The 26,603-nt window shown below is 58.3% G+C and carries 25 protein-coding genes; 9 read left to right on the forward strand and 16 right to left on the reverse strand.

All coding sequences use genetic code 11. From position 1 onward, the window contains the following. The 3 genes from ADM64_RS06440 to ADM64_RS06450 form a co-directional block, all read right to left on the reverse strand. Positions 1 to 314, reverse strand: a 314-nt coding sequence (locus ADM64_RS06440) for a helix-turn-helix domain-containing protein (RefSeq protein ID WP_241486319.1), incomplete at its 3' end; no start/stop codon positions are given. 250 nt (positions 315 to 564) lie between these two features. Next, positions 565 to 831: a 30S ribosomal protein S20 gene (rpsT, locus tag ADM64_RS06445; protein WP_016422323.1), complete on the reverse strand. Its 267-nt coding sequence runs from the start codon at positions 829 to 831 to the stop codon at positions 565 to 567. A gap of 271 nt (positions 832 to 1,102) precedes the next feature. Beyond that, a complete protein-coding gene (locus ADM64_RS06450; protein WP_049189284.1) occupies positions 1,103 to 1,717 on the reverse strand; it encodes a type II toxin-antitoxin system PemK/MazF family toxin in 615 nt (204 codons plus the stop codon). A gap of 162 nt (positions 1,718 to 1,879) precedes the next feature. Between ADM64_RS06450 and lepA the strand changes: the two genes are divergently transcribed. From lepA to ADM64_RS06470, 4 genes are all read left to right on the forward strand, one after another. After that, a complete protein-coding gene (gene lepA / locus ADM64_RS06455; RefSeq protein WP_049193599.1) occupies positions 1,880 to 3,727 on the forward strand; it encodes a translation elongation factor 4 in 1,848 nt (615 codons plus the stop codon). 12 nt (positions 3,728 to 3,739) lie between these two features. Then, on the forward strand, positions 3,740 to 4,756 hold the full coding sequence (locus ADM64_RS06460; RefSeq protein ID WP_049193601.1) for an ankyrin repeat domain-containing protein: 1,017 nt from the start codon (positions 3,740 to 3,742) through the stop codon (positions 4,754 to 4,756). A gap of 76 nt (positions 4,757 to 4,832) precedes the next feature. Beyond that, the gene (locus tag ADM64_RS06465) at positions 4,833 to 6,416 is read left to right on the forward strand and encodes a cation:proton antiporter family protein (RefSeq protein ID WP_049193602.1); all 1,584 of its coding nucleotides are present in this window, start codon (positions 4,833 to 4,835) and stop codon (positions 6,414 to 6,416) included. 77 nt (positions 6,417 to 6,493) lie between these two features. Further along, complete coding sequence (locus ADM64_RS06470) at positions 6,494 to 7,066, forward strand: histidine phosphatase family protein (RefSeq protein ID WP_049172631.1); 573 nt, start codon at positions 6,494 to 6,496, stop codon at positions 7,064 to 7,066. Between the two features lie 278 nt (positions 7,067 to 7,344). Here ADM64_RS06470 and ADM64_RS06475 read toward each other — a convergent pair whose 3' ends face one another. Then, positions 7,345 to 8,430: a lipoate--protein ligase family protein gene (locus tag ADM64_RS06475; protein ID WP_049193604.1), complete on the reverse strand. Its 1,086-nt coding sequence runs from the start codon at positions 8,428 to 8,430 to the stop codon at positions 7,345 to 7,347. Here ADM64_RS06475 and ADM64_RS11140 point away from each other — a divergent pair. Next, positions 8,354 to 8,935 (forward strand): cation transporter, encoded by a 582-nt coding sequence (locus ADM64_RS11140; protein WP_241486346.1) that lies wholly within the window; start codon positions 8,354 to 8,356, stop codon positions 8,933 to 8,935. The genes ADM64_RS06475 and ADM64_RS11140 overlap by 77 nt on opposite strands. Positions 8,936 to 8,993: 58 nt before the next feature. On the opposite strand, the gene nagB is transcribed toward ADM64_RS11140, so the two are convergent. The 5 genes from nagB to ADM64_RS06505 all read right to left on the reverse strand — a co-directional run bounded on the left by nagB (position 8,994) and on the right by ADM64_RS06505 (position 13,357). Then, the gene (nagB, locus tag ADM64_RS06485) at positions 8,994 to 9,779 is read right to left on the reverse strand and encodes a glucosamine-6-phosphate deaminase (RefSeq protein ID WP_049172635.1); all 786 of its coding nucleotides are present in this window, start codon (positions 9,777 to 9,779) and stop codon (positions 8,994 to 8,996) included. A gap of 161 nt (positions 9,780 to 9,940) precedes the next feature. After that, positions 9,941 to 10,252 (reverse strand): hypothetical protein, encoded by a 312-nt coding sequence (locus ADM64_RS06490; protein ID WP_049172637.1) that lies wholly within the window; start codon positions 10,250 to 10,252, stop codon positions 9,941 to 9,943. An 81-nt stretch (positions 10,253 to 10,333) separates the two neighbouring features. Beyond that, entirely contained in the window at positions 10,334 to 10,648 is a 315-nt protein-coding gene (locus ADM64_RS06495; protein ID WP_049193606.1) for a cupin domain-containing protein, read from the reverse strand. A 65-nt stretch (positions 10,649 to 10,713) separates the two neighbouring features. Beyond that, positions 10,714 to 11,502: a MerR family transcriptional regulator gene (locus tag ADM64_RS06500; RefSeq protein WP_049172640.1), complete on the reverse strand. Its 789-nt coding sequence runs from the start codon at positions 11,500 to 11,502 to the stop codon at positions 10,714 to 10,716. 115 nt (positions 11,503 to 11,617) lie between these two features. Beyond that, positions 11,618 to 13,357, reverse strand: coding sequence for an ABC-ATPase domain-containing protein (locus ADM64_RS06505; protein WP_049193608.1), 1,740 nt, complete (start codon positions 13,355 to 13,357; stop codon positions 11,618 to 11,620). A gap of 142 nt (positions 13,358 to 13,499) precedes the next feature. Here ADM64_RS06505 and ADM64_RS06510 point away from each other — a divergent pair, with 142 nt between their 5' ends. Beyond that, positions 13,500 to 14,819, forward strand: a complete 1,320-nt coding sequence (locus ADM64_RS06510; RefSeq protein ID WP_224784251.1) for an MFS transporter — start codon at positions 13,500 to 13,502, stop codon at positions 14,817 to 14,819. Positions 14,820 to 14,823: 4 nt separating this feature from the next. Here ADM64_RS06510 and ADM64_RS06515 read toward each other — a convergent pair whose 3' ends face one another. Both ADM64_RS06515 and ADM64_RS06520 read right to left on the reverse strand, forming a co-directional pair. Next, positions 14,824 to 15,858 carry an NADP-dependent oxidoreductase gene (locus ADM64_RS06515; protein ID WP_187400067.1) on the reverse strand — a complete coding sequence of 345 codons (1,035 nt, stop codon included), beginning with the start codon at positions 15,856 to 15,858 and terminating at the stop codon, positions 14,824 to 14,826. Between the two features lie 59 nt (positions 15,859 to 15,917). Further along, positions 15,918 to 16,514, reverse strand: coding sequence for an HD domain-containing protein (locus tag ADM64_RS06520; RefSeq protein ID WP_016422339.1), 597 nt, complete (start codon positions 16,512 to 16,514; stop codon positions 15,918 to 15,920). A gap of 57 nt (positions 16,515 to 16,571) precedes the next feature. On the opposite strand from ADM64_RS06520, the gene ADM64_RS06525 reads away from it, so the two are divergent. From ADM64_RS06525 to ADM64_RS06535, 3 genes are all read left to right on the forward strand, one after another. Then, on the forward strand, positions 16,572 to 17,666 hold the full coding sequence (locus ADM64_RS06525; RefSeq protein ID WP_016422340.1) for a trimeric intracellular cation channel family protein: 1,095 nt from the start codon (positions 16,572 to 16,574) through the stop codon (positions 17,664 to 17,666). A 15-nt stretch (positions 17,667 to 17,681) separates the two neighbouring features. After that, on the forward strand, positions 17,682 to 18,977 hold the full coding sequence (locus ADM64_RS06530) for an alpha/beta fold hydrolase (RefSeq protein ID WP_049193610.1): 1,296 nt from the start codon (positions 17,682 to 17,684) through the stop codon (positions 18,975 to 18,977). 104 nt (positions 18,978 to 19,081) lie between these two features. Further along, a complete protein-coding gene (locus tag ADM64_RS06535; RefSeq protein ID WP_049193612.1) occupies positions 19,082 to 19,726 on the forward strand; it encodes a class I SAM-dependent methyltransferase in 645 nt (214 codons plus the stop codon). A gap of 7 nt (positions 19,727 to 19,733) precedes the next feature. On the opposite strand, the gene ADM64_RS06540 is transcribed toward ADM64_RS06535, so the two are convergent. The 5 genes from ADM64_RS06540 to ADM64_RS06560 form a co-directional block, all read right to left on the reverse strand. Continuing rightward, positions 19,734 to 21,560, reverse strand: coding sequence for an amino acid ABC transporter ATP-binding/permease protein (locus tag ADM64_RS06540; protein ID WP_049193613.1), 1,827 nt, complete (start codon positions 21,558 to 21,560; stop codon positions 19,734 to 19,736). A 1-nt stretch (position 21,561) separates the two neighbouring features. Then, positions 21,562 to 23,280 carry an ABC transporter ATP-binding protein gene (locus ADM64_RS06545; protein ID WP_224784252.1) on the reverse strand — a complete coding sequence of 573 codons (1,719 nt, stop codon included), beginning with the start codon at positions 23,278 to 23,280 and terminating at the stop codon, positions 21,562 to 21,564. A gap of 117 nt (positions 23,281 to 23,397) precedes the next feature. After that, entirely contained in the window at positions 23,398 to 24,423 is a 1,026-nt protein-coding gene (locus ADM64_RS06550) for an ABC transporter substrate-binding protein (RefSeq protein WP_049172654.1), read from the reverse strand. A gap of 84 nt (positions 24,424 to 24,507) precedes the next feature. Then, a complete protein-coding gene (locus tag ADM64_RS06555) occupies positions 24,508 to 25,368 on the reverse strand; it encodes an ABC transporter ATP-binding protein (RefSeq protein WP_049193616.1) in 861 nt (286 codons plus the stop codon). Next, on the reverse strand, positions 25,365 to 26,462 hold the full coding sequence (locus ADM64_RS06560) for a FecCD family ABC transporter permease (protein ID WP_224784253.1): 1,098 nt from the start codon (positions 26,460 to 26,462) through the stop codon (positions 25,365 to 25,367). The genes ADM64_RS06555 and ADM64_RS06560 overlap by 4 nt, the downstream gene beginning before the upstream one ends. Positions 26,463 to 26,603 lie beyond the last annotated feature (141 nt).

Genomic DNA, 26,603 nt, shown 5'->3' on the forward strand with positions numbered 1-26,603 from the left:
TACACCGTGGTTGTGCACACCCCAGCCTGCGCGGCAATCTCGGCAACACTATATGAGCCGGCCATAAGCATCTCGTAGATCACGCGATGCTTATGCATCATCGAGACCTTCGGGTAGTGCGATTGGTGCTGGATCTCAATTCCGGCTTGTCGCGCCCACCGCCTGACAGTTGGTGAGGGTATCCCTAACTCACGTCCAACTGCGCTTGCTGATGCCCCGTTGGCGATGTGTTGAAGCGCAATCGGTTTGATGGCACTGTATTTCGTTCGGCGGGTTTGCTTCACTACTTCTCCTGGTCGAAAGTGGTGATGCATTCACCGCCTGAACCTACCAGGCCATTTTTGTCATAAACGTAGTCAGTAACTCGCATCGCCCCACCGCCGCCAGCCATAAACGCAGCCACTAACTCGCGTTGGGGTTAAATAATAAAAACCGCCTCCCGCCACATCCGAAAAGAAATCGGAAAATAGCAGGAAGCGGTTAATTTCACGGCACAAGCGCGGCAAAAGCAGCGCTAGCACGGCGCAAGCGCAGCGCAGAATCAGCACAGCGCCGAAAGGGGAATTAGCCCTCCAGCTTGTTGAAAGCCTTAGCCATACCGGACTTCTTGTTAGCCGCAGTGTTGCGGTGGAAGACGCCCTTGGTGACAGCCTTGTCCAGCTTGCGGGAAGCAACGCGCAGCTGAGCCTCAGCAGCAGCCTTGTCGCCAGCCTCAACAGCAGCCTGGAACTTGCGGATCTCGGTGCGGACTGCAGAGCGGATAGCCTGGTTACGCAGGCGAGCCTTCTCGTTGGTCTTGTTGCGCTTGATCTGGGACTTGATGTTTGCCATCGTGAATACCTCTTGTATCCGTAGTAGTTGGAATTGCTACCGTCCGCCACCAAGAAAAGTCCTGATCACAGTGCAAATTTCGGGTCGAACCTCTGCTGGTCAAACTAATTAACCAGCGAGTTAAAACCACCCACTGCGCTTATACGACGATGAAAACGCGAACCCAAGGTCCTGCCCGCGCTCGCCGAAAAGGAACGCAACGGTAAACAACTTGCAGAATCTTAGCAAACAGCGCTGCCTAATACCAGCCGCTGCCTAATTCCAGCTTCGGCTAATTCCAGCCATAGTCACCGCGAAGTCGGGCGGCGATGAGCTCGAAGCGCCTGCGGGGCATCATTGCGCCTGCGCGGCGAATGCCCGATTCCGGGATGAGCAAGATGCGGTCCATGCGAACCCACGATGGCTTGGGGTCTTCATTCCAGAATCCGCTGCCAATAAATAGCCACTCCGGGTGCTCACTGTGCTCGGTGCGGGTGGAGATGAGCATGCCCAGAAGATACTGGTCGTGGCGACCAACCACGACCACAGCGCGCTCACGCAAAGCGGCATTTTCACCTTCGAGCTGCAGCGGAATCCATACCACTTCGCCGGGGTCGGCCTGACCATCCATGTCGGGACTGTAGACGATTGTACGGGCCAGCTCCGCGGTCGGACGCGCGATGGTCACCGAATCTCGCAGTCGAAGTAGGGCCTCCTTGGACTCGTCGGAAAGCGAGGTGTCCTGGGCGAGTCCTAGCTGCATGTTGAGCTTAAACAGCGCCTCGTCGAGTGTGTCGGGGCCACGGAACCACTCGGTACCGGCGAAAAGACGCGCGCTGATGCGATTACGCAGGCGGCGTGGCCAGCTTTCGCGTTCATTTTGATCGGTGGACGAAGTGGAGCTCATGGAATCTAAGTCTAGAGGTTTAGTGCGGAGGGAATCGATAGGTAAGATTGTGCGTGATTGTATTTAAGCCCGGCTGGTCGGTTTTCGAGGCCGGCGCATATGGGTCGGCCAACGCCGCGCCCCAATGCCCATAACGTCTTTATTTTTCGGAGTAGACCCAACGTGACCAAGAATTTTGCGGAGCAGACTTTTACGGACCCCTCACGGATTCGAAATTTCTGCATTATTGCGCACATTGACCACGGTAAGTCCACCCTGGCGGACCGAATTCTGCAGCTCTCGGGCGTTGTTGAAGCACGCGATATGCGCGATCAGTACCTCGACAACATGGATATTGAGCGCGAACGAGGCATCACCATTAAGGCTCAGAACGTGCGCCTGCCGTGGGTTCCGCGCACAGGTAAGCACGCGGGCGAAGAGATTGTCCTGCACCTGATTGATACGCCTGGTCACGTTGACTTCACCTACGAAGTCTCGCGTGCGCTAGAGGCGTGTGAAGGCGCAATTCTGCTTGTCGACGCTGCTCAGGGCATCGAAGCGCAGACGCTGGCCAACCTCTACCTGGCCATGGAAAATGACCTGGAGATCATTCCGGTTCTGAACAAGATTGACCTGCCGGCCGCGGATCCGGATAAGTACGCGGAGGAAATCGCGCACATCATCGGCTGTGAGCCGGAGGATGTCATGCGTGTGTCGGGCAAGACCGGTGAGGGCGTTGCGGAAATGCTCGACCGAGTCTGTGAGCTCGTCCCGGCACCGGTCGGCGACCCGGAGGCACCTGCCCGTGCGCTGATTTTTGACTCGGTCTACGACACCTACCGCGGTGTGGTCACGTACATCCGTGTTGTTGATGGGCAGCTCAAGCCGCGTGAAGTCATTCAGATGATGTCCACCGGCACCAAGCACGAGCTGCTGGAAATCGGCATTGTCTCGCCGCAGCCGAAGAAATGTAAGGGCCTTGGCGTCGGCGAGGTCGGTTACCTCATCACCGGTGTGAAGGACGTTCGTCAGTCCAAGGTCGGTGACACCGTCACGCTGAACGCCACACCGGCGGAGGAGCCGCTGGAAGGCTACGCAGAGCCAAAGCCGATGGTCTACTCCGGTCTGTTCCCAATCTCTCAGCAGGACTATCCTGACCTGCGTGATGCGTTGGAAAAGCTCCAGCTTAACGACGCTTCGTTGACATTCGAACCTGAGACTTCGGTGGCCCTCGGATTCGGTTTCCGCGGGGGCTTCCTGGGCCTATTGCACATGGAGATCACCCGCGCCCGACTGGAGCGCGAATTCGACCTGGATCTCATTTCGACGGCGCCGAACGTTGTCTACCGCGTGGTCACTGAGGATGGCACCGAGGTCACTGTTCACAATCCGAGTGACTGGCCGGAGGGGAAGCTCCGCGAGATTTACGAGCCGATGGTTAAGTGCACCATCGTCGTGCCAAGCGAGTTCGTTGGCCCCACCATGGAGCTGTGCCAGCAGAAGCGCGGTGAGATGGGTGGTATGGACTACCTGTCTGAGGACCGCGTGGAACTGCGCTACAAGATGCCGCTGGGCGAGATTATCTTCGACTTCTTCGACATGCTGAAGTCCCGCACCAGGGGTTATGCTTCGCTGAACTACGAAGATGCCGGCGAGCAGATTGCCGACCTGGTCAAGGTGGACATCCTCCTGCAGGGCGAGGCCGTCGATGCATTCTCCGCTATCGTCCACCGCGATAACGCGCAGTGGTACGGCAACAAGATGACCAAGAAGCTGCGCGAGCTAATTCCTCGCCAGCAGTTCGAAGTCCCAGTTCAGGCTGCAATCGGTTCGAAGATTATCGCCCGCGAGAACATCCGTGCACTGCGCAAGGACGTCCTTGCTAAGTGCTACGGCGGTGACATCTCCCGTAAGCGCAAGCTGTTGGAGAAGCAGAAGGCCGGTAAGAAGCGCATGAAGAACATCGGTTCGGTCTCGGTGCCGCAGGAGGCATTCGTGGCTGCGCTGTCCACTGACGAGGGCGGTAAGTAAAGGGGAAACTGCATGCCACGGAAGCGGAAGAAACTGGTCGAAGATTTCGAAGAGCTGCTTGAAGCCGGTGACATGGATGCGCTGAAGGCCGTCTATGACACTTGCGCTCTCGACGCGGTTTTCGGATACAGCAAGGACACTGCACTAGCGCTCCGTGGCAGCCCGCCAGAGCTCATGCGCTGGCTGATCGACCAGGGGATCAACGTCAACACTGAGAACCGCTTCGGTAAGACCGCGCTGGCAGAGCATGCGAATCGGGGCGACATCGAGAGGATGAAGCTCCTGCTCGAATGCGGTGCGGACACTGAAGCCGGTAAGTATCCTCCGCTTTTCATGGCAGCGAAGAGCCATCAGCCCAAGGCGATTGCGTTGCTGTTGGAAAATGGCGCTGACCTCCATAGAGAGAACCGTCTCGGTCACAGCCGCACAGCGTTCAAAGAGGCAATCGCTACCGCCGATACCGATGCAGTCCGGCGAGTCCTAGAGAGTATCGAGGTTCTCCTGGACGCCGGTTCGGTCATCGACGACGAAGTCCGCGAAGAGTTCACTAAGTTTGGCCGCCGCTACAACCGCATGTCCGACAAGGCGCGCGACGAGTACCAGCCGGTCATGGATCGTCTCTACGAACGCATCGGTGCGGAACGTCCGGACGTGATTACGCCTCACGACGGCCACAGCGACATCATTGTCCCCGAAGACAAGTCGACCAATGGCCAGTTTAAATACCTCTGGAATTACCTTGTACCTGGTGGCGGTACAGCCGCGACTGTGCAGGGCGAAGTTATTCGCATCGTCGGTCGGCTCGGGTACGAGGCCCTGGAGATGGGCTACGTCAACTGGGACGAAGACTTTGTCCAGATGACCGACTTCTGGTTGGAGACGGTTGGGGCTGCCGAGGAAGCGATGACCGTCGTGAAGCAGCGCAAAGCCGGGGAGGCGGACATTGATGCGTTGACTGAAGCGGCAGTCGCGTGGGTTGCAGACCACCCGCAGCCGATTACGTTGGGCGAGGTCCCGTATCGGCGCTAGCCCCCAATTGGGTGACTAAAAAACTGTTAATGGCAAGCCCTACATAAATCGGCGGTGCCAGCCGTATCTTTGATGGGTGGAATCTGTCTACCTAACAGCAATACTGTTTTCGATTATCGGCGGACTCGGTGCTTCGTTGCTTCGGCTGCCGCCGCTGATTGGTTTCCTTGGGGCCGGTTTTGCCGTTCATGCAATGGGGCTTGAGGAAATCCCGTTTATTGATTCGCTGGCCGAGCTTGGTGTTACCACCTTGCTGTTCACTATTGGTCTGAAGCTGAATCCGAAGGATATCGTGGCGCCGCGAGTGGTCTTTTCGGGGCTGGGGCACGCGCTTTTGAACACGGTAGTTTTTGCCGTGCTGTTCGGTGTCGCGAGTTTCCTGCCGCTGCGTGAGCTCACGGGGCTGTCGGTGACCTCACTGATTTACATCGGCATCGCAACCTCGTTTTCCTCGACAGTGTTTGTGATGAGCCACCTGGAGGAGCAGAACCGCGGTGCTTCGGCCATCGGACGCATCGCGATTGGTGTGCTCATTCTGCAGGACATCATTGCGGTTGGTGTGCTGGTGGCATCGTCGGGTAAGACCCCGGAGCTGTGGGCGCTGGCTCTACCACTGTTGTTCTTCATCCGTCCGCTGGCGGCGCGTCTTCCCAACCGCATGTTCCGCACTGAGCTGCTGGTTCTCACCGGTATCGGCATCGCAGTGGCCGCGTACTCGGCTTTCGAGCTGGCAGGGCTGTCCGGCTCGCTGGGCTCCTTGGTTGCCGGTATTCTGCTGTCCTCGCACCCAATTTCTGACCGTCTGTCGGAAGCTCTGATTAGTATCCGCGAGCTGCTGCTGGTCGCGTTCTTTATCCAAATTGGCCTCGGCGGTCTGCCAAGTGCTGGCGGCTACGTTATCGCCGCGATTATGGTCCTGTTCCTGGTGTTCAAGGTCACTATCTTCATCGGGATCCTCAAGCGCACCGGACTGTCCCTGCGCACTAGCGCGTTGGCGGGCCTGACGCTGAGTAACTACTCGGAGTTCGGTCTCATTGTCATGGCTGCGGCGACGCAACAGGACATTCTGCCCGATGAGTGGACCTCGATCATGGCGGTCGCCGTGGCGGGTAGCTTCATTGCCAGCTCGCTGATGGTCCCGCATGAGGACAAGCTGGTCAGCTTCCTGCAGAAGTTCGTCCCAGAAACCCCAGAGGACCGCCTGGTCCCAGAAGAGGCAACGGTCATTATTGATAACGCTGATGCCCTCATCATGGGTATGGGGCGCGTCGGCGTCGGTGTCTACGGCAGGTTGGTTAATGAGTACGGCATGAACGTCTTCGGCGTTGACTTCGATGAGGATCGCATCGAAGAGCTGCGTGAGCAGGGCTACCAGGTTATCTCGGGTGATGTGACAGACCCAGAGCTGTGGCACCACATCGAGTTGGAGAAGAAACCAGCGCTGTACGTGTTGGCGCTGTCTGAGCACGCTGAGACCTACGCGATGATTCAGAACATCCGTAAGCAGGACACCGAAGCCGTGGTTGCTACCACCACTAAGGTGCAGAGGTTTAAGGATCAGCTTCTCAACGTTGGTGCCGACATGGCCGTCTACCTTTATGACGGTGCTGGCGAGGAGCTTGCCGACCGCGCAGTGGAAACACTTAAGCAGCGTTCGTAGCCGGATCCGTGACCCCGTGATGGGCTAGCAGGGCTGCCGCGGCTAACCGCACTTTCAGATAAGCCTAAGCTGGAACTATGACTGATTTATATCTCGTGCGGCACGGCGAAACTGAGTGGTCGCGCACTGGACAGCACACATCGGTAACTGATCTTCCTCTGACTGACAACGGTCGGGAAGAAGCCGAGGCCCTGAACGGCTGGCTGGATCCGAAGGACTTTGGGCTAGTGCTGGCATCACCCCGCCAGCGTGCCCAAGAGACCGCTCGATTGGCAGGATTCCACGACTTCGAAGTCGAAGAGGATCTCGCGGAATGGTTCTACGGCGACTACGAGGGGATTACCTCGAAGGAAGTGCAGAAGACTGTTCCCGACTGGCAGATTTGGACTCACGGTGTGCCCAATGGCGAAACCGCGGAAGAAGTCCGCAAGCGCGTTGAACGTGTAGTCAAAAGGGTTCGTGAATCGGGTGAAGACAAGGCGATTCTATTCGCCCACGGTCACTCGCTGCGTGCGCTCACTACGGCCTGGTTGGAACTGCCCATTGAACTTGGCCAGTCCTTCCCATTGAATACTGCGTCCCTGTCAGTGCTTGGTCGCTACCATGACCGGCCTGCGGTTCTGCGCTGGAACCTCTCGCGGGGGCTGTAGCGGCGTTGTGGCCAGTGTCTCGGTGAATTCGCCGACACCGTTCAAGCTCTGTAGTGGGCGCCCGTGAATCACAATTCCGGTGCCTTCGATATCGGGGAGACCACCACGGCGGTGTTGTTACGGCGCGCGCCGAACCCTTCACCAGGTTTTGGTGCATATTCGCAGGATAGGACCCAATTGCACGCTCGCCGCTCACGTCGACTCTCCTTTGTTTACTTGTCTCTTTTAGTTAACTTCTTTTCCCGACCAGCTGTCGTATACAAGTAAGCAGTGCGACGTTAGGGGACTCGGTGAGTCCAGCCCTCCGTGCCGTATTTGGTGTCAATAAGATGCTGCGCCGCAGCGAAGTCCTCGTCGGAAAGCGATGCCTCGGTGGCACCGTAGCGGTTGATGAATGTCTGCTTCATCGTGTCAATGACTTCCGCGCGGCTGGCGCCAGTCTGACGGCGGAGCGGATCGACGCGCTTCTTCGCGCTGCGCAGGCCCTTATCGGCAATCTTGGCCTTGCCAATGCGCAGAACCTCCATCATTTTGTCGGCATCGATGTCATAACTCATGGTGACGTGGTGAAGCACTGTCGAACCACGGCGCTTCTGTGCGGCACCACCAATCTTGCCGCCATCGGAGGTGATGTCATTGATGGGGACGCACCACGCATTGACGCCGAGCTGCGCGAGCGCGGCGATGACCCAGCGGTCGAGGAACTCATAGGATTCGACGTAGCTGAGGCCGGCGACCAGCTTCTCCGGAACATAGATCGAGTAGGTGACGCAGTTGCCACCCTCCATGAACATCGCGCCACCGCCGGAGAGACGACGCACCACTTGCACATCGTGCTTCTCTACGCCCTCGGGTTCGAGTTCATTAACATAGGACTGGTAGGAACCGATGACGGTGGCACGATCATCCCAATCCCAGAAGCGCAGAGTTGGTCCGCGCTGTCCGGAATTGACTTGGTCAAGGAGGAGTTCGTCGAGAGCAACATTCATCACCGTCGGCAGGACTCCCGGCTGCAAAACCTCCCACTCCAAATCAGTGAAGTCGACAGCCTGTGTCAGTGCACGTCGAACGACCTGCGCAATGATGTGGGTATCAAAACCGTGCAGTCGCACCTCGCGACCAGACTGATCCTCAAAATCCTTCAGCGCCGCATCGAGGCGAACCTGTAAACGCTCCGTATGGTCTCCCGCAGGTGCACCGAGCAGAGCGTCATTAATAATGTCGTAGGCTTCATCGGGCTCGAGGAAAAAATCGCCCGAAATGCTTATCGACGAAATCGTGTCACCGGTGGTCTCACAATCGGCAACAACCAATTTGCCGCCGGGAACCTTCATTTCTGAGTGGAACTTCTGCGGGTGCGTCATAGGATTCGATGGTACTCGCGCCGAGCGTTACGATGTCCCCCGTGTTTACGTCATCAACCTGCTAGTTCTCACCGCATTGGGTTGGTCGCTGGCGAGCCGTCGTAAAGCGAGTATCGGCCTTGCCGGGCTGATTCTGATCCCGGCGATTGCAGCGTTCGGCACCGCCATCTGGAAGATGATTAGCGGTGAGCCGCCAGAGCCACTAACGCTGTCGGTGACGGCAATTATCGCGATGGTCATCAACCTGGTCTGTGCGATTTTGCTGATGAACCTGCGCAAGGCCGACAGTGCGCTCATGCGCGGCGCGTGGTTGGCGGCGCGTAACGACGTCCTGGCGAACCTGCTCATTCTCGCCGCCGGAGTGGTCACCATTTTCTGGTTCAGCGCATGGCCGGACATCGTCGTGGGACTTGTCATCGGCGTCATTAATCTCACGGCAGCGAAGGAAGTTTACGAGCAGGCGCGTGCCGAAGACCCCGAGCTGGAGATGGATGATGACGACTAGCGCTGACTAGTCCGGGGGTGGGAGCGAAGGTTGGGAAGGGGCCGGGGAGGGCCGGGGCCTACTTCCACATATCCTTCTGCCACTGCGGCTTATGGGCGTAGGTGAACTCGTAGTATTCCTTGTTCTTCAGCTCACTGGCTGCGGCCTGGTCAATGACAACCGTGGCCCGTGGGTGCAGCTGCAATACGGACGCAGGCATCGACGCGCTCAGTGGGCCCTCGATGGATGCGGCAATAGCGTGCGCCTTTGCGGTGCCGGTGGCCAGCAGCAGGAGGTGCCCCGCACGTGAAATGGTGCCAAGCCCCTGGGTGACCACGTGGTACGGCACATCGTCCGCGGAGTCGAAGAAGCGGGCGTTATCCAGCACGGTCTGCGGGTGCAGCGTCTTAATGCGAGTCAGAGAGCCAAAAGAGCTGGCGGGCTCGTTAAAACCAACATGCCCATTGGTGCCGATGCCCAGCAACTGAATGTCAATGCCGCCGGCCTCGATAATCTTTCGCTCGTAATCCTCGCAGGCCGCGCCGATATCGTCCGCGAGGCCATCGGGAATATGGACCCTCGCCGGGTCAACATCCACGTGATCGGAAAACTCATTGTGAATCACGTGGTAGTAGCTCTGCTCATGCTCGATGGGCAGTCCCACGTATTCGTCGAGTGCGAAGAAACTGCAGTCCTTAAAAGTGACTTCACCAGCCCGATGGCGACGAATCAGTTCCCGATACGTCGCAAGCGGAGTCGATCCTGTCGCTACACCGAGGTTTCCACCTTTGTTGGCGTAGTGAGCGAGGTAGTCCGAAGCGATGCTCGCGACTTCGGCCTCAGAATCGACGATGATGATTTCCATGGTGGAACACTCCTGAAAACGAGGGCTCGTGGCAGAAATTGCAAAAGGTGCGAGACAGAGTACCAGTGACTCCACAACGCTAAGCGCTATAGCCCTATTCAGATGAGGTTAATCTGCCACGGGGTGAGACCTGTAATTGAGCCCTGTTTTTCCTGCGTAGGCTACTTCACCCAGAAGTTGCCGTCTTCATCCTTGTAGATGATGTCGCCAGCGTGAGCGACCTGGGTGTCGTTAACCTGAAGCTCAACCAAATCCAGCGTTTCGACGATTGGTTCAATGTAGACGCCACCGTTAAACCAAACCTTGAAAGCATCTGCTGAAGTCGAAGAACCGGAGAAACGGTGTTCTTCATACTTGTGCACTGGTGCAAAGGGGCAACCAATAGCCTGTGCGACAGCTGGAGAGGCAGCAACAGCGCCCAGCACAGTAGCGGCACCGATGGCGACAGCGGCGATAGAGCGAGAGAATTTCATGGTTAATTCCTTCCCGAGTCGGGGATATGACGGAGTTATGGAGATGCCGAAGTGTGCACTGTCAGCTGCTGTTGCTGTGGGCTAGACTGAGCCTTCTTTTTCAATGACAAGCATGCGCGCCTCGCCCTGCGGGTGCGCGACATGTTCGTCGCCGGCTTCTGCGAAACAGATAGTGCCAGGCGTTAATGTGCGTACGCATTCCTCTCCCGCATCGCGGTAGTGCATATCGACGGCTCCGTCGACAACCACAAAGACCTCTTCGCCATCATTGATGTGCCACTTGTATGGCTGATCGCTCCAGTGGAGCCGAACGCTTGTGGCTCCAGTCATAGTGACCACATCCAGTGCGCCCCACGGGCGATCAGCGGTGAAGTCTGCGGCTTCGATGAATTTCATGAGGCAATTCTATGCCGATTCAGTCCCGGATGGGAAGGCCGGGCTGAACGGCTGCTTCCCTGTATTTACCGCCACTCGGCAGTTGCCGGGTCAATGCCTTCCTTACGGGCCTGAGCTTCAATCAGCTCCAGCAGGTAGCCAGCATTGCCGCGGTAGTACCGATCAAACCGGGAATCAGCGACGTACATGCGAGCCAACAGAATCTGCTTTTCTCGACCAGCCTCGTAGAAGCGAGTAATAGAGGCCAAGTGACGGTCAACTAGCTCGGCCGCCTCAGCGGAACCGGGCTCGACGTGGCGCTCGGCGGCGTCGGCAAGCGCATCGGCAAAATCCTTAGCCTCTGCTTCAAGCTCGGCCCAGTCGCTGTCCTTCATCTTTTCCTGAGCCTGCTGAGACTGCTCCCACTCAGTGGTGTCGCCCCAGCGCTCCTCAGCTTCGGCTTCTAGATTCTGCCAGTCGCGGCCCAAGAGCTCCGCTTTCGTCTTTGCTTTCATGGTATTTCCTTCCTCAATCAGTTTGTCCAAGGACTGCACCATGTGGTGCAGGTCAGCGATCTTCTCGGTGAGAACAGTTCGCTGTGCGAGTAAACGATCTTTCCGACTTCTCGGGGAGGAATCGCCGTGGATGAACTCCTCGATAGTCTTCAACGGCACACCGGCGGCGCGGTAGACCAGAATCTCCAGCGCGGTGTCGATGTCCTCATCGGTGTAGAGGCGGTAATCGGACCACGTGCGATACTGCGGGCTGAGTAGTCCGATGGCATCCCAATGCCTCAGCGTGCGCGTGGTAACGCCCAGGAGCTCGGCTGCCTCGCCGATGGTGTACTCGTTGTCGTTGTTGCTCACGGGAATCATCTTTCTGTTTGACGCCGCGTCAAGGTCAAGACCTGACGCCGAAATCCGTCGAGGAAGTTAGCTGGGGCAGCCGCAGGGGAGGGAGCGGGGCCGGGGTCCGCCAATCTTCGAGGCTCTACCGCAAGAGCCGAAGCCGATTGATTGCCGCTGCGACCTCCTGGACGCGAGGCTCGGCCAGATGACCAGAGTTGGTGAACTCAGCTGTCACATCGAAGAGTGAATGACAAAAGTTGTCGTACTCGCGCTGGATTAGGTCGGTGAGGTCAGTACGCCCATCGAGCTGCTTTACGACGGCGCCCAGAATCCGGGCAATTGCTTCTGTTTGGGAGGAGTCCATCAATTGGCTGACAGCGCGCAAATCAAGATTGTCCTTGCCCACCTGAATCAGCTCTAGACCACGAGCACGCGGTGGCTTAGGTGGTTTCGCACCGCCACCGCGCCCACCGCGACCGCCGCCGCGGCCGCCATGCCCACCACGGCCACCACCGGCGGGGAAGTCAGCCTGCAGAAAACGCTCACCGATCTGCGCAAAAGCAGGCGAAGGCTCGGCCGGAGTAGCCGATTCGCGGAGCTCACGGGCGCGCTTGGTGACGTCGTAAGGCGTGTACGCATCCATAGCAATCACGGTGTCCGCGACATCGATGAATGCACCAGAACCACCAGCGACGATGACCGTGGAGATTCCGTGGTTTTCCCAGAGCTCGCGGACCCGTGCGACCAGTGGAGTAATCGGCTCGCGGTCATCGGGGATGAGGCGGCGCATGCGCTCATCGCGAATCATAAAGTTGGTCGCGGAGGTGTCCTCATCGATGAGCAGCACTCGCGCACCGGAACCTAGCGCCTCCATCAGGCCCGCAGCTTGCGACGTCGACCCCGATGCATTCGCGGTGGAAAATCGAGTCGTGTCATCACCGGAGGGAAGGCCGTTGATAAACGGCGAGATATCCACACCAGTGATGGCTCGGCCGTCCTCGGCACGCAGCGCAACCGCAGTCTCGTCGGCGACTACAAACTCGCGGCCATCGCCAGCGACATGGTTATAAACACCCGTGACCAGGGAAGACAACAACGTGGACTTGCCGTGATAACCGCCACCAACAATCAACGTCACGCCCCGCGGAATACCCATGCCGTGCACGGTTTTGCCCGACGGCAGCTGAAAACTGTGCTGCAGCGATTCCGGCGAGGTAAACGCAGTCGCGCCGGGCTTCGGAAGCTGGCTATTGCCCGCCTGACGAGGCAACACCGCACTGTCTGCCACAAACCCAATCAGGTCCGCGTCCGCCACTGCACGGCGCAAAAAGAGCTGGTCATACTCCAATTCCGCGGCTGCCTCGAGCGCATCGATGGGTGCGTTCACGATGGCGTCGTCAAGCGCGTCAAACAGATCCTCACAGATCAAGCGCGCCGCCTCACGCCCGAGAATGCGTCGGCCGCGGGCGGGCAGTTGGATTTCTAGGCTGATCTGTAGGGCATCGCCATGCTTATCGACGTCGTGCGCATCCGCACGGAGCTCAGCGACAGCTGCTCGGCGCAAGACCTGCTGACCTGGAGAATCAATGAATAGCCCGCGACCATACTTCTTCAAAGCGCGCACGAGACGGCGGTTCAGCAAATCGAGCTCCGCCGTGCTTAACCTGCCGGGCTGTGACCGGGAGGCGCCGCGATAGTCCAGTACGGACAGCGGAATATGGACGCGTGCCCGTGATGCCGGGGCATAGGGGTCGGATTGGACCTTGTCGATAAACAGCGTCGCGTCCAGATCCGGCAGGTCGTGGGAGCCACGCAAAGATTTGTATGCACCGTAGCTCTTGCCATCGAGGTTGGAGAGACGCCGATAAAGGTCAGCGGGCATATTTCTACTTTCGTTGAAGATGTTAGATGTTCTTCCCGCGAGTGTAATGGCAGAAGGGGCAAGCGCGTTTCGTGCTTCGACTGGCCTGAGCAGACAGTCGCGTGCGTCAGCGCCGTTGCTGCGGACAGGTAGCGTGAAAGGTATGACGGATAGCTCGGTAGCTGACAAACCTGTAGGGGACAACCCAGAGTCGGTGCAAAAACACGCCAGCACCAACGCCAAGCGCTATGTTTGGGCGCACGGCCTGCAGAATATTGGCGATCAAATCGTCGCGGCAAAGACGTTGTTGCCATGGTTGCTGCATTCGGCTGGCGCGCCGGGCTTCTTCATCGCCATGCTTGTGCCAGTGCGTGAGTCCGGCTCTATGCTGCCGCAGGCTGCGCTGACACCGTGGGTGAAATCTCGCCCGCGCCGCACGACCGTCTGGATTGCCGGGGCGTTGGGGCAAGCGGTCGCTGCAGCGCTGATTGGTCTGGCGGCGTTGTTCCTGGAAGGTACCGCGCTCGGTGTTGCTGTAATCCTCGCACTTGCAGGCTTTGCGACGGCCCGAGCACTGTGCTCGATGGCCTCCAAGGATGTTCAAGGACGCACGATTCCGAAGGGGCAGCGCGGGCAGATCAGCGGCCGAGCTGCGATGTTGGGCGGTGTCGCCGCAATTATTGTTGGTGCGGTGTTGTGGATCATCCGCGATAACGTCACCAAACCGATCGTGGCGGGGCTCATCTTTGCTGCAGCTCTGTCATGGGTGGCAGCGGTTTTGATTTTCCGCGGAATTGTCGAGCCCACCAATGAAGATGACAAGGAAGAGCCGAATAAAACCTGGTGGCAGGACACCTGGCGGCTATTTGCGGAGGATAAGAACTTCCGTGACTTCGTGATTGTCCGTAGCTTGTTGCTGGTCACAGCACTATCTACGTCGTTCATCGTGACCTTGAGTGCGCAGGTGGGTGCTGATCTGGAAGCTTCAGACGGTAGCGGCGGGGGAGTGAACGCAAACGTCGGCATCTTCATGCTCGCTGCGGGTTTCGCTTCTCTGATTGGTGGAAAAGTCGCCGGAATCTGGTCGGATAAATCCTCAAAGAAGGTCCTGACCTACTCTTCGCTCGTCGGCTCGATCGTGCTTTTCCTGCTGGTCGCAAGTGCGCACTGGCTTTCCACCAGCGCCAATGCCTGGATTTTCCCACTCGGTTTCTTCGCAATGTCCGTCGTTCACGCCGGTGTTCGTGTGGCTCGTTCGACCTATGTTGTTGACATGGCAGAAGGCGACAAGCGCACCGAGTACGTCGGAGCGGCCAACACCATCATGGGTGTTGTCCTGCTCATCGTCGGTGCGCTGTCGGGTGTTATCGCTAGCTTCGGCCCTGCGGCGGCTCTAATCTTCCTGGCGCTGATGGGACTGGTTGGTGTCGCTATGTCCAGCAGGCTGAAGGAAGTCTCGGCTCCGCGCAGGGCAGTTCTTTAGTTCGTTAGAACTCTACGACCATCTTGCCGGTGTTGCCTCCGCTAAACAGCTCGAGGAATGCAGCTGGCATGTTCTCGATACCGTGGCGAGTGGTGACATCGTAAGCGACCTTACCGCTGACGACCAGCGGAGCCATTCGCTCCTGGAATTCACCTGCCAGGTGCAGGTACTTGCCCAATACGAAGCCGCGCAACGTAATGCACTTGCCAATGGCCAGAGCTAGGTTGCGTGGTCCGGTCGGAGCTCCGGTGTTGTTGTACTGGGAGATTGCGCCACACATAGCGACACGGCCAAAGGTGCGCATCGCGCCGATGGCTGCCTCCAGGTGGTCTCCACCAACGTTGTCGAAGTAGAAGTCAATGCCCTCTGGTGCCGCCTTTGCTAGCTGCTCTGCAACCGGGCCGTCGTTGTAGTTAAAAGCGGCATCAAAGCCGAGTTCGAGCAGGCGCTTAACCTTCTCGTCCGAGCCGGCGGAGCCAATGACGCGGGAAGCGCCCATCTGCTTGGCGAACTGACCAGCAGCCGAGCCAACTGCGCCAGCAGCGCCAGAGATAAAGACGACGTCGCCTTCCTTCATCTCTCCGACGGCACTCAGACCAACGTAAGCAGTAAGGCCAGTAAGACCAAGGATGCCCAGGTAGGCAGCAGCTGGAGCAACGTTGAGGTCAACCGGAGTTGCTTCGGAATCGGCAATAACAGCGTTGGTCTGCCAGCCGTAAGAGTGGCGGACAGCGTCGCCAACCTGGAACTTATCCGACTTGGACGCAAGGACGGTGCCTACAGCACCGCCAGTCATTGGCTGGTCGAGCTGGAATGGTGGGATGTACGACTTGGTGTCGTTCATGCGGCCGCGCATATAGGGATCAACGGTAGCGACCGAGTTGGCTACCAAAATGTCGCCGTCGTTAAGCTCAGGCAAATCGACGGTCTCGAGGCGGAAATTCTCGTCAGTTGGCAGGCCGGACGGACGAGACGCTAAAACCCATTGCTGAGTGGTGGTGGGCAGTTCGGCTGTGGACGAAGCATTAACCGAAGTCACTATTATTCTCCTGTCGTGTATTCCTGGATTAATTGTCGGTTTAATTGTTGACTCGCAGGTTACGCCTCTTGTACCCAGGAATCGAGGCGCTCAATAAGAACGCTCAGGTCCGCTAGCAAAGGCATGTCGGGCAGTCGTTCGGCAATCACGTTGCGGACGCTTGTGTACCACCACAGTTGCTGGCTCGGAGTAGACCGAAAGCGGTCCCACAGAGCGTGACCATCGCGGTCTAAATCCTCCAGAGTCTGGCTGAGATTGTGGAACTTATCCGCAGCGGCCACGATGAGGGACTCCTCGCTGCCATGAGAAAGCTGCTCCAGGTAGGCATCGGCACGCTCCTGCCACGAGGGCAGGGAAGAGTCTTTGGTGACGCCCTCGACGATCTCAACCACGCGAGGCCCGAACTCATCTTCCATCTCGGCACGTGAGTAGTTTTCCGGCACGTCTTCCAAAATGTCGTGGAAGAGGGCTGCCAACAGCACGTCTTCGTCGTTAGTCACGCTCGCCGCAATCAACATCACTGACATCGGATGGCTGATATAGGGAAGGCCAGAGCCCTTTCGGTAGTGCCCATCGTGTGCGCGGGAAGCAGTTGCGATGCCGCGCATGAGCCTGCTGCTGGGGCGTGCTGAAGCAAAGGTGTCAGCGTTTTGCATGGGTATCCCGACCTTTCGTTGATGCTTGAAAAATAGCAGCGTCTAAGCTTGAACATCATGAACGTCGCAGAAGTAGATCCGCTCATCGAGTCGATGTACCGGTGGTCCGATGTCAGTGGTGTCCTGCTCATGGGCATCATCGGTGGCACCATCGCCCGGCAACGAGGCTACGACATCATCGGGTTCTTCTTTATTGCGCTGTTCTCCGCACTGGGGGGCGGCATGATTCGCGATGTTCTGATTAACCAGGGCACCGTCGCCGCAATGAGCCAGCCGGAGTACCTAATCCTGGCGTTTACTGGTGCGCTCATTGCGCGATTTTTCTATTTCAAAGGAAAGACCTGGGAATACGTTCAGGTCCACGGTGACGCTGTGGTCTCGGGACTCTGGGCAGCTACGGGAACGGTCAAAGGCGTCACGTATGGTCTGCCCATTCTGCCGTGCATCATGATGGGCGTTTTCACCGCCACTGGTGGTTCCATGATCCGCGACATTGTGACCGGGCGAGTACCCGCTGTTTTCGGCGGCAACCAGCCCACGGTCATCCCGGCCGTGGCTTGCGCGGTCATTGTCATCGGAGGCCACCATTTGGGATTTATGGCCGTGTCCATGGTCATTGGTCCTATCGTCAGCATCCTGCTTTCGCTGCTGGGGTACTGGGGTAATTGGCGAGTGTCGGCACACTCGGAGTGGGCGCCACTGAACGACACCGCGGCGCAGATTGCGGTCCTCGCACGTCGAGCAGAGGGCAAGAGCCGCGAGGTTGGTCGACGTTTCGAGCCCGCACGCCTCCGCAGCTGGCGTCACCGACAGATGGAAAAAGCGCTGCAGCGTCGCATTCAGGCTGAGGTTGATAGGGGAGTGTCGCGTTCCGACGCCGAGGCCAACGCGGAGGAATTCCTGGAGGAGTTCAATGCGGACTTCCCAGCGGATCTGCACATGCCGACGGCGCAGCAGGAGACAGTGCAGGATGACAGCGACGAATCCGATTTCGGTGTGGACCTATCCGGTGATTCCTATGATGACTACGGAGAAGATACGGCACTGCGGCAGCGGGAATACCGGGAGATGTTGGATCAAATTCTTGCGGACGATGAGGCGACCGATTTACTCGTCGCAAAGCTGATGAAGAAATACGAGCAGCGGGATTAGAGGAGCGGCAGAGACATGGCATCGACGAGTACTGCAAGCAGGCATTTTGGGTACATTATTAAGGAACACACCGTTGAGGTGCCCTGGGATCCTTTTACCGAAGCTGCGAATGCCGCGACATTTGAGCTTTTCGCCAGGGAAATCTATGCGCCAGGAAATGAGGATGCGCCGGCAATTGTCTATTTGCAGGGCGGCCCGGGATTTCCGGCACCGCGTCCGGTAGGTGCCAGCGGAGTAATCGGTGAGGCGCTGAAGGAATTCCGCGTCATCCTGCTGGATCAGCGCGGCACTGGGCGCTCGCATCGAATTGATGCGGCCAATATTGCAGATGTTCCGGCCGAGCGGCTTGCCCAATTGCGTCAGGAATACATCGTCGAAGACGCGGAAGCATTGCGAAAGCATTTGGGCATTGCCAAATGGTCACTGTATGGCCAGTCCTTTGGCGGGTTTTGTATTACTTCGTATCTCAGCCGCTATCCGGAATCCGTGGAGCACGCTTATCTCACAGGCGGTTTACCTGTTCTGGACCGTGGTGCTGACGACCTTTATCGCACGACGTATGCGAAGCTGCGCACCCGTCACGAGCGTTTTTATCGCGAGTATCCGTGGGCCGAAAACCGAATTCGAGAAATCTGCGCGCACCTCGAGCAATCTGCAGAAACTCTCCCCACCGGTGAGCGACTGAGTTCTCGCCGATTCCGCACCATCGGAATTGAATTAGGCCGCGGAGATGGATTCCACAATCTGGCGTATTTGTTGGAAGAGCCATTCCACATTCGCAATGGCGAAAAGCAATTGCGCACCGATTTTCTGGCCGATGTAGGGACCCGCGTGAGTTTCGCCGACGGTCCGCTATACGCCGCGATTCATGAATCCATTTATGGTGGCGTCGGGAACCAGCCCACAACTAATTGGGCAGCTCACCGTATTCGCGAGGAAATCCCAGGTTTTGAAGAAAAGGCCAATCCTGCAGGAGACGAGCCGTTTTATCTCACCGGTGAGCACGTTTTCCCCTGGCAATTCGACGAGGACCCCGCGCTCGTTCCTTTCAAGGAAAAGGCGGAAGCATTTGCGCAGCACACCTGGGAAAGCTCGCCGTATGATTCCGCACGCTTGCTTGCCGACGCCCCGACCTCGGCAGCCGCGGTTTACCTCGACGATATTTTCGTGCCGTTCGAGTACTCCATGGAGACAGCCAACTGCTACCGGGACCTGCGGCCACATGTGACCAATGCATTCCAGCATGACGGCATTCGCCACGATGGTGCGGCAATCTTTGCCCGGCTCCGCGAGCTCGTCGAGGATCACTAGGATGCCAGTTTGCCGGTGGAGATTCTCTCCCCGTAGAACTTCAAACCTCCGCAGAACCTCATGTAGTCCAGCATTGCCTCTCGGTGCCGTCTATCCTGGTGAGCATGTCGACAGCAGAGTTCTGGGATGGGAAATTCACCGCAGATCGCGAGGCCGCAAGTGACGGTTCGCGCTCTTTCTTTGGCGGCGAACCGAATCCGACAATCGCGCAGCATGTTGAGGTAATCTGGAAAGGTTTCTCCGACCCCTCACGTGCGCTCGACCTAGGCTGTGGCCGTGGCCGTTACACGGTGTGGTTAGCCAGCCAGGGCTGGGATGTCACCGGCATGGATTTCTCCAGCGTCGGGCTCGAACATACTGGAGCCGCGTTGGCAGCTGAAGGGCTCTCTGCGAACCTGGTCCAGCAAGACTTAACAGACTGGCAGCCGGAAGCAGGAAGCTTTGAGCTGGTAGTCGCCGCATTTATTCACCTGCCGCGCAGGGACAGGGAGAACCTCTGGCGAGCCGTCGCTGAGGCTCTCACTCCGGGTGGCTACTTTGTCTCAGTCTCACACCATCCGGACAACGAAGTCCACGGCCCGGGAGACCCCGAGCTGCTCTACAGCGCGGATGAGGTCACTGATTTCTTTGCGCACGAGCCGCAGAGTCTCGAAGCGGTGGTGGCGCAGCGTGACGTCGTCAAGCAAATCGATGGCAAGAACGTTGTCGACACCGTGGTGGTGCTGCGGAAGACCTGCGCGGAGAGCTAGAAGGAGCCTAGACCTCGGCGCGCGCAAGTCGAGCAAATGCGCCGTCTGCGTTGAGGAGGTTGTCATACGTGCCGCGTTCGATGAGCTGGCCGTTTTCGATGACCAGGATGTCATCGGCCTCGGCCAGTGTCTGAAGTCGGTGCGCAATAAAGATGCAGGTCGCTCCACATGCGCGGGCATTGTCTACGATACGAGCCTGCGTCAGTGGATCCTGGTGGCTGGTGGCTTCGTCGAAAATAACAATCTTTCCGGCGAGGTGTGCAGCGAGGTCATTGGGCTTAGTGCCGTCGGCTAGTACCGCGCGTAAGTAGGTGCGGGCCAGCGCCAGACGTTGACGCTGACCACCGCTGAGCCGCTGCGCGCGGCGGCCAATGGGCCTGTCCAACGGCATCTCAGCAGGGTTGATGGCGGCGAGTTCGAGCGCCCAGTGCATCAGTGATTCGGGAACCTCGCAGCCATCAGGCGTGCCGAGACATAGATTCTCAGCGATGGTGGCCTCCATGAGAAAGGGATTCTGATCTGCGACAACAACCGTTCGGCAGACATTGGTTGAGCCGAGGTCACGGGCATTGTGGCCATTGATGATGACCTCGCCGACATCCGGATCGACATGCCGCTGGATTAGCCGGGAGAGTGTGGACTTGCCCGAACCAGTTGGGCCGACCACACCGATGAACTGGCCTGAGGCAATACGCAGATTGATATTGGTCAGTGCAGGGTTATCGGCGCCAGGGTAGCGGTAGCTGACATCGCTCAGTTCGAGGGCAGGGACTGAGTCGCCGGAGTTGGCCCTCGCGGTCTGCGCGTGGTGCAGGTCCAGCGACTCCGGCTGCTTCGGCTCTTCCACAGTCGGCGGCTGCGCGGCCAGCTCCCTGATCCGAGTGACTGCATTGAGTCCTGCTGGCAGAGAAGATGCCAGGCGCTCGATCGAATCCATTGATGAAGCAGTTCCCGCCACCAGGGACGTCGTCACCAAAACAGCAGGGAGCATACGGTAGTCGGCTGAAAGCGCCGGGATACCAGCACAAAAGACGGCAATGCTGCCACCCCAAATCCGAAGTCCGGTCGCGCCAGAGCGCAGTCCAGCCCGCTTGCCACCTGCACGCATTTTCTGAGCAAGCTGTTCATCGAGCTCACGCAATCCCCGCAGCCGCTGCTCGGCTGCGCCGTAGATGAGGATTTCCTCCCGAAGGCGCAGCGTATCGGCAATGTACTGTGCAATGTCCGTGCGTGTGGAGTTCGTTGCGGAAGCCTCCGCAGTCGCCTTCTTAGAGCCCGCGAGTGCAATCACAAAGCCAACCGCGAAGGTCAGCGTCAGAGCAATCGCAGGCAGGGCTCCAGCAGTCAATGCCGCTGTCATGACCGCCATAAGCGGAATTAGTACGGCCGTCACCGCGGGCGCAATTGTGTGCGCGAAGAAGACTTCCACACGGTCAACATCACGAATCGCAATCGTGTGGATTCTGGCAGTACCCAGCCCATCGGTTACCGCGGGCGCCTGCGGGATAAGACGCTCGACGATCCACAGCCGCAGCTCGCCGAGCAGCCGAAATGCAGCCAGATGCCCGAGGTACTGCTCGACATACCGCAGAATCGCTTTCAACAGCGCCAGCCCTGCAACCACGCCAATGACCGCCCACGTCCACTGCATGCTCAAGCTTTGCGACGAGTCGGTTGCGTCCCACTTCGACAGCGCAATTGTGGCAATTGCCCAGGCGGGCACAGCCAGCATCAATGCACCCAGAATGTGCCCAGCCACGCGTGCGAGGATAGATGCACTGAGCGCTCCGCGAGCCTGTGCGGAAAAGCGCAGCAACCAGATGATGTTGTTCATGTCAGCTCTCCTCGGTCAGCGCTCGTGCGTAATACTCATTGCTTGTGCTCAGTTGGTCGGGTTTGCCCGCAGCCACGATCCGGCCTTCGGCGACGACAATGACCAGATCAACGTCCGATAGCGCTTCCATGCGGTGAGCGACCATGATGCTCGTTCGTCCTTCAGCAAGGCGGGTCAAGGACTCCTTGATGAGACCTTCCGTCCGACGATCGATGTCCGCTGTCGGCTCGTCGAGAAGCACAATCGGAGCGGCGCCGAGCAGACCACGCGCAATGGCCAGGCGGCGTCGTTGCCCGCCTGAGAGCCAATTGCCCTGATCGCCGACCTCCGAATCGAGACCACCAGGGCGCTGCTCGATTTCGGTGAGTAAGTGCACGTCGCGAAGTGCTTTTCGCATATCGACGGCCGTTGCGTCCGAGCATGCGATGCGAAGATTGTCCGCGACGGTGGTGCCGAAGATGGCTGGTTGCTGGGAGATGAGCAGCGAGTTGGCGAGCAACTCCGGGGTTGAAAGCGCGTGGCTGTCAAGGCAGACTTCCCCGGAATGCGGCTGTAGGCCTGCGAGTACACGCAGGAGTGTGCTCTTTCCGGAACCGCTGGGGCCAACGATGCCGACTCTGCTGCCGGCTGGAATTGTCAGGTTGATATCGGAGAGAATGCGCTTTTCGCCGATGTCAACGCTCACATCGCGGAGGGAAATCTCCGGTGCGTGCGGTGCGGAGGCTTTGGCGGAATGCGCTGTTCCGGTTGTGAACGCTTTAGCGGCAGGCTCACCGAATACCTCCACTATTCCGTTTCGATGCGTGCGCCCGCCGAGTCCGATGTAGAAAGTGCGGCCGACGCGATTGACGGGCTCGTAGAGCAGAACGGATAGGAAAACGCCTGCGAGAGCTGTGCCAACGCTGATTGCATCTGCCTGCAAACGCAGCAAGACAAGACCGATTGCGGTCGTCGACATTGCAATACCAAAAACCGCGTCGTTGACAATAATCATCAGCTGATTGCGGGCGAGTAGGGCGGTGAGCTCAGACATCGCAGTGCGAGTTTGGCTGGCAAAACGTGCCATGACTCGATCAATTGCTCCAAGAACTTTGAATGTTCCCAGCCCTTCGAGCATCTCCAAGTAGGCATGCGTGGCCTTCGCTTGCTTTCGACGATACGTCGCATTGGATTTCCGCAGAATCTTTCCCGCACCAATAATGATCAGCGGCGTGGAAATGAAAAATAGTGCCAGCCACAAGGCGGTTTTCGTATCCACCCACAAAGCCCAGACCGCCAAAATGATCAGTGGAGCACTAAACGAGGCCAACGTGGGAGCGAGAAATGTCGCTCGGTAGTTCGCGGTCTGTTCGACGCTTGTGGTCGCGGCATCGAAGAGTAGGCCTTCGCCAGTGTTGGACGCGCTTCGGTGTGAGTGACCGGATTTCCCGCCACCGTGCCCTCTTCCATGCGCGTGCTTCGGGGCTTGTTCAGGAGCGGAAAACTCCGGCTTCAGCACACTGCCAACCACATGTGAGCGCCACAGCTTTTCCTGCTCGCCAGCAAGCCGTGGTGGCAATGCCTCGGTGACATAAGCACAGAGGCTTCCCAGAATGACCGCCACAATTGCAGCGGACAGGGATTCATGAAGTCCCCACTGCCCAAACCAGTTGCCGCCACTGGTGTCTGCGACACCGCCGTACAAACTGCTTAGAGCATCGAGCGCGTGTCCAAGAGACACGGCACTGAGAGCGAAGAAAAAGCTGCGCCCCCAGCTGGATAACAAAACCCAGTGCATTCGGCGGGGTGGGGAAGTCAGTGCTTCATGAATCCACATAGCGACGTGAAAACCTATTTTCTATTTAGCCAGTGCGTCAGCGATCTCACGCAGTCCATCGGGCATGTGCATTCCGGCGGTGCCAGAGGTCGTCTTCGCATCAATCAGTTGCACTCGATCATTCTTGACCGCAGCGACGTCGGCAAGCGCCGGATTATCCAGCAACTCCTGGAATGGAGCCTTGCCCTGGCCGTGGAAATCCTGAATCAAAATGACATCCGGATTCAGCTGCACAATTGTTTCCGGATCAGCGGGAACGGCACCCGGGCGCTTGCCCTTTGGCGAAATCGGCTCGCCACCGGCCAGCTCAACGAGATTCGTCGTCGCCGACTGCATGCCCATAATCATCTTCTGACCACCGCGGGCAAACAGGACCAGCGTCTTTGGCTTAGTTGTGGAGTCAATTTCCGAGAGAATCTCTTCGGTTTCCGATTCAATCTTGGCAACCATTTCAGCCGCCTTATCTTCGGCTCCGAGCAACTTGCCGAGTTTGGTCACCGACTCTGCCAGCGCCTTCGGCGAGGCGAAATCACTGCTGGCAAACGCCGCGGTCGGAACATCGCTGGCACCCAGCAGCTCACTTGCCGACTGCTCCTGATCATGGCGGCTGGTCATCAACACCATGTCCGGCTCATAGGACAGAATCTGCTCCGGATCCGGCTTCGTGGAGTTGGCAATCGCGTTAGGCACCTGACGCGCCAGCTCAACCTGATTACCCGAGCTCTCATCGAGCGCATTCTTCGTCACGGCTACGACACGCTCTGGCCCAACCAGTTCCAACGCCAGATCCGCAACCTCAGTCGACAGTGCAACGATGCGCTTCGGCTGACTCTGCACCGTAACGTCGTGGTCGCCGACGGTAACAGTACGCGGCCACTGCGCCTGCTGGCTCGTCGCAGTTTCGCTTGACGACGGCTGCTGCGCCGTCTCCTCCGAGGAAGAACAAGCGACCACCGCAGCGAGCGGGAGAGCTGCAATCAACGGCAGAGTGACGGCCTTTTTAGAGTTTCGCTTCAAGGCAGAGATAGGAGAAGTTGGTGAAAACACGAAAGTACTTCCTTGAATGTTGAGTTTTGATTGTTGGGAAAGTTTTCGGTTGCGTTATCGCTAGCTGGAATCAGTTAGCCGCAATCAGTCAGCCGGGCGAGCCCGAGCCAACGCCGTCACTCGCACCGAACCGGTATGCGGATCCGTATCGACAGCGCTGGAGATGCGATAAATCGCATCTATTCGGGGAGGCGTCAGCACTTCTTCGGCGGAACCAGTGACTTCCAATCCGCCGTTGTGAATCACACTGAGCCGGTGGCAGCTGCGGGCCGCGAGGTTGAGGTCATGAAGGACGACTCCGATACCGTGGCCTTCGTCGGCAAGCTCGCCGAGGAGCTCGAGGATTTCCAGCTGAAACCCGATGTCCAAGGCCGCAGTGGGTTCGTCGAAAAGCATGACCTTGGCCTGTTGTGCCAATAGCTTTGCGATGAACACCAATTGCCGCTGCCCGCCGGACAGAGCTGTGATAGGGCGGTCGGCGAGTGCGGTGACACCGACGCGGTCGAGAGCGTAGGCGACGATGTCGTGGTCCGTGGAGTTTAGTGAGCTGCGGAAACGGTCACGCCGACGGTGGTGCGCGTACCTGCCGAGTGCCACGACAGTTCGAACGTCAATAGCAGTATCGGCCGGTGTGTGCTGCGGCAGGTACGCCAATCGAGTGGCGCGTTCGTGGGCACGAAGCTTCGTCAGCGGCGCGCCGAGGAGCTCAACCTGCCCCGAACTCGGTGTCACAATGCCAGCCATAGCACGGAGCAAGGAGGATTTTCCGGTGCCGTTGGAGCCGATGATGCCTTGGACTTCGCCAGGTCGAATAGCAAGGTTCACGCCACTTACGACGGTCCGATTGCGGTAACCGACACTGAGATCGGTAGCCCGCAGCAGCGCGGTGCTGTCGGTGTCTGGCTTAGTGACGTGGTCGGTGAGATTTTGCGTCTGCTGACTCATGACTGGCGACCACCTTGCCGAAGAATCAACGCGAGTAGCGCAGGTGCGCCAAGGAACGCGGTGACTGTGCCAGTTTGCAGAGCAACTGGGGAAAAGAGACTGCGGGCGACGAGGTCGGCGAGAATGAGAAATACTGCGCCGAGGCACATAGAAATGGGCAGCAGGCTGCGGTGATCGGGGCCGATGGCAAGGCGAATCAGGTGCGGGACGACCAATCCGACAAAGGAAATAACGCCAGTGACAGCGACGCCCGCTGCCGTGACTAAAGCAGCCAGGGCGAGTAGCAGTTGCCGGATCCAGACTGTGCGCATACCAGTGGCAGCGGCCTGTTCTTCGCCGAGGAGGAGCAGGTTGAGTTCGGGAATGAGCATCATCAGGATAACCGTGCCGACGGTAATGGGGCCGACTGCCAGCGCAATGTCCTGCCAATTGGCAGCAGTTAAATCGCCGTTGAGCCAGAACATGGCCTGTTGTGCGTCATCGCTGTGTGGCGCGTTCGCGATGGTGGCGGCGATGACTGCGCCGAGGAACGCATTGAGCGCAATGCCGACGAGCAACAGGGTGGCTCCACTGCCGCCATTGAGACCGGCGACGATCTGGACAAATATGACAGCCAGCAACGCGCCTATGAATGCGCCTGCCGAGAGGACCCACGGCGCTTTCGCGGCCACGCCAGTGACGATGAGAATAACGGCTACCACTGCTGCACCGGAGGAGACACCGGTAACACCGGGTTCCGCCAGTGGATTGCGAAAGACTGCCTGCATGGTTGCGCCTGCGACAGCGAGCGAGGCACCGACCAGCCCCGCCAACAGGACACGGGGCAGCCGGATGCTCCAGACAAGTGATTGCGTGGCAGGGGATATCTCTGGCAGGAGGTGGTTGAGAGCTGAGAGGTCGTCGGAAAGCGTATTGATGAGCGGGGTGAGCAGTGCGACGATGCCGTTGCTGAAACCTGTTCCCGCGGGGCCGATGGAGATTGCCAAGAGGATTGTGGCGGGGACGGCCAGGAAAAACAGAAAGCCGAAGAGCCGGGCTCGAAGTTTTTGGTTTCGAGTACGCGGAAGAGAAGCTCTATCGACAATAGTTTTCACGTGGCTAATGATGGACAATGTGAAAATAATTGTCAATAAAGGCGTGTCAGCGGTCCTGTGGGATCTCCTAAGGACAGCAAAACCCCGCACCAGCTCCCCTGTGAAAGTGGGGTGCTAATGCGGGGTGAAAAGCTCTGTAGC

Origin of the sequence: Corynebacterium sp. 401_CJEI (genome assembly GCF_001076435.1) — a bacterium.
Lineage (GTDB): Bacteria > Actinomycetota > Actinomycetes > Mycobacteriales > Mycobacteriaceae > Corynebacterium > Corynebacterium jeikeium_D.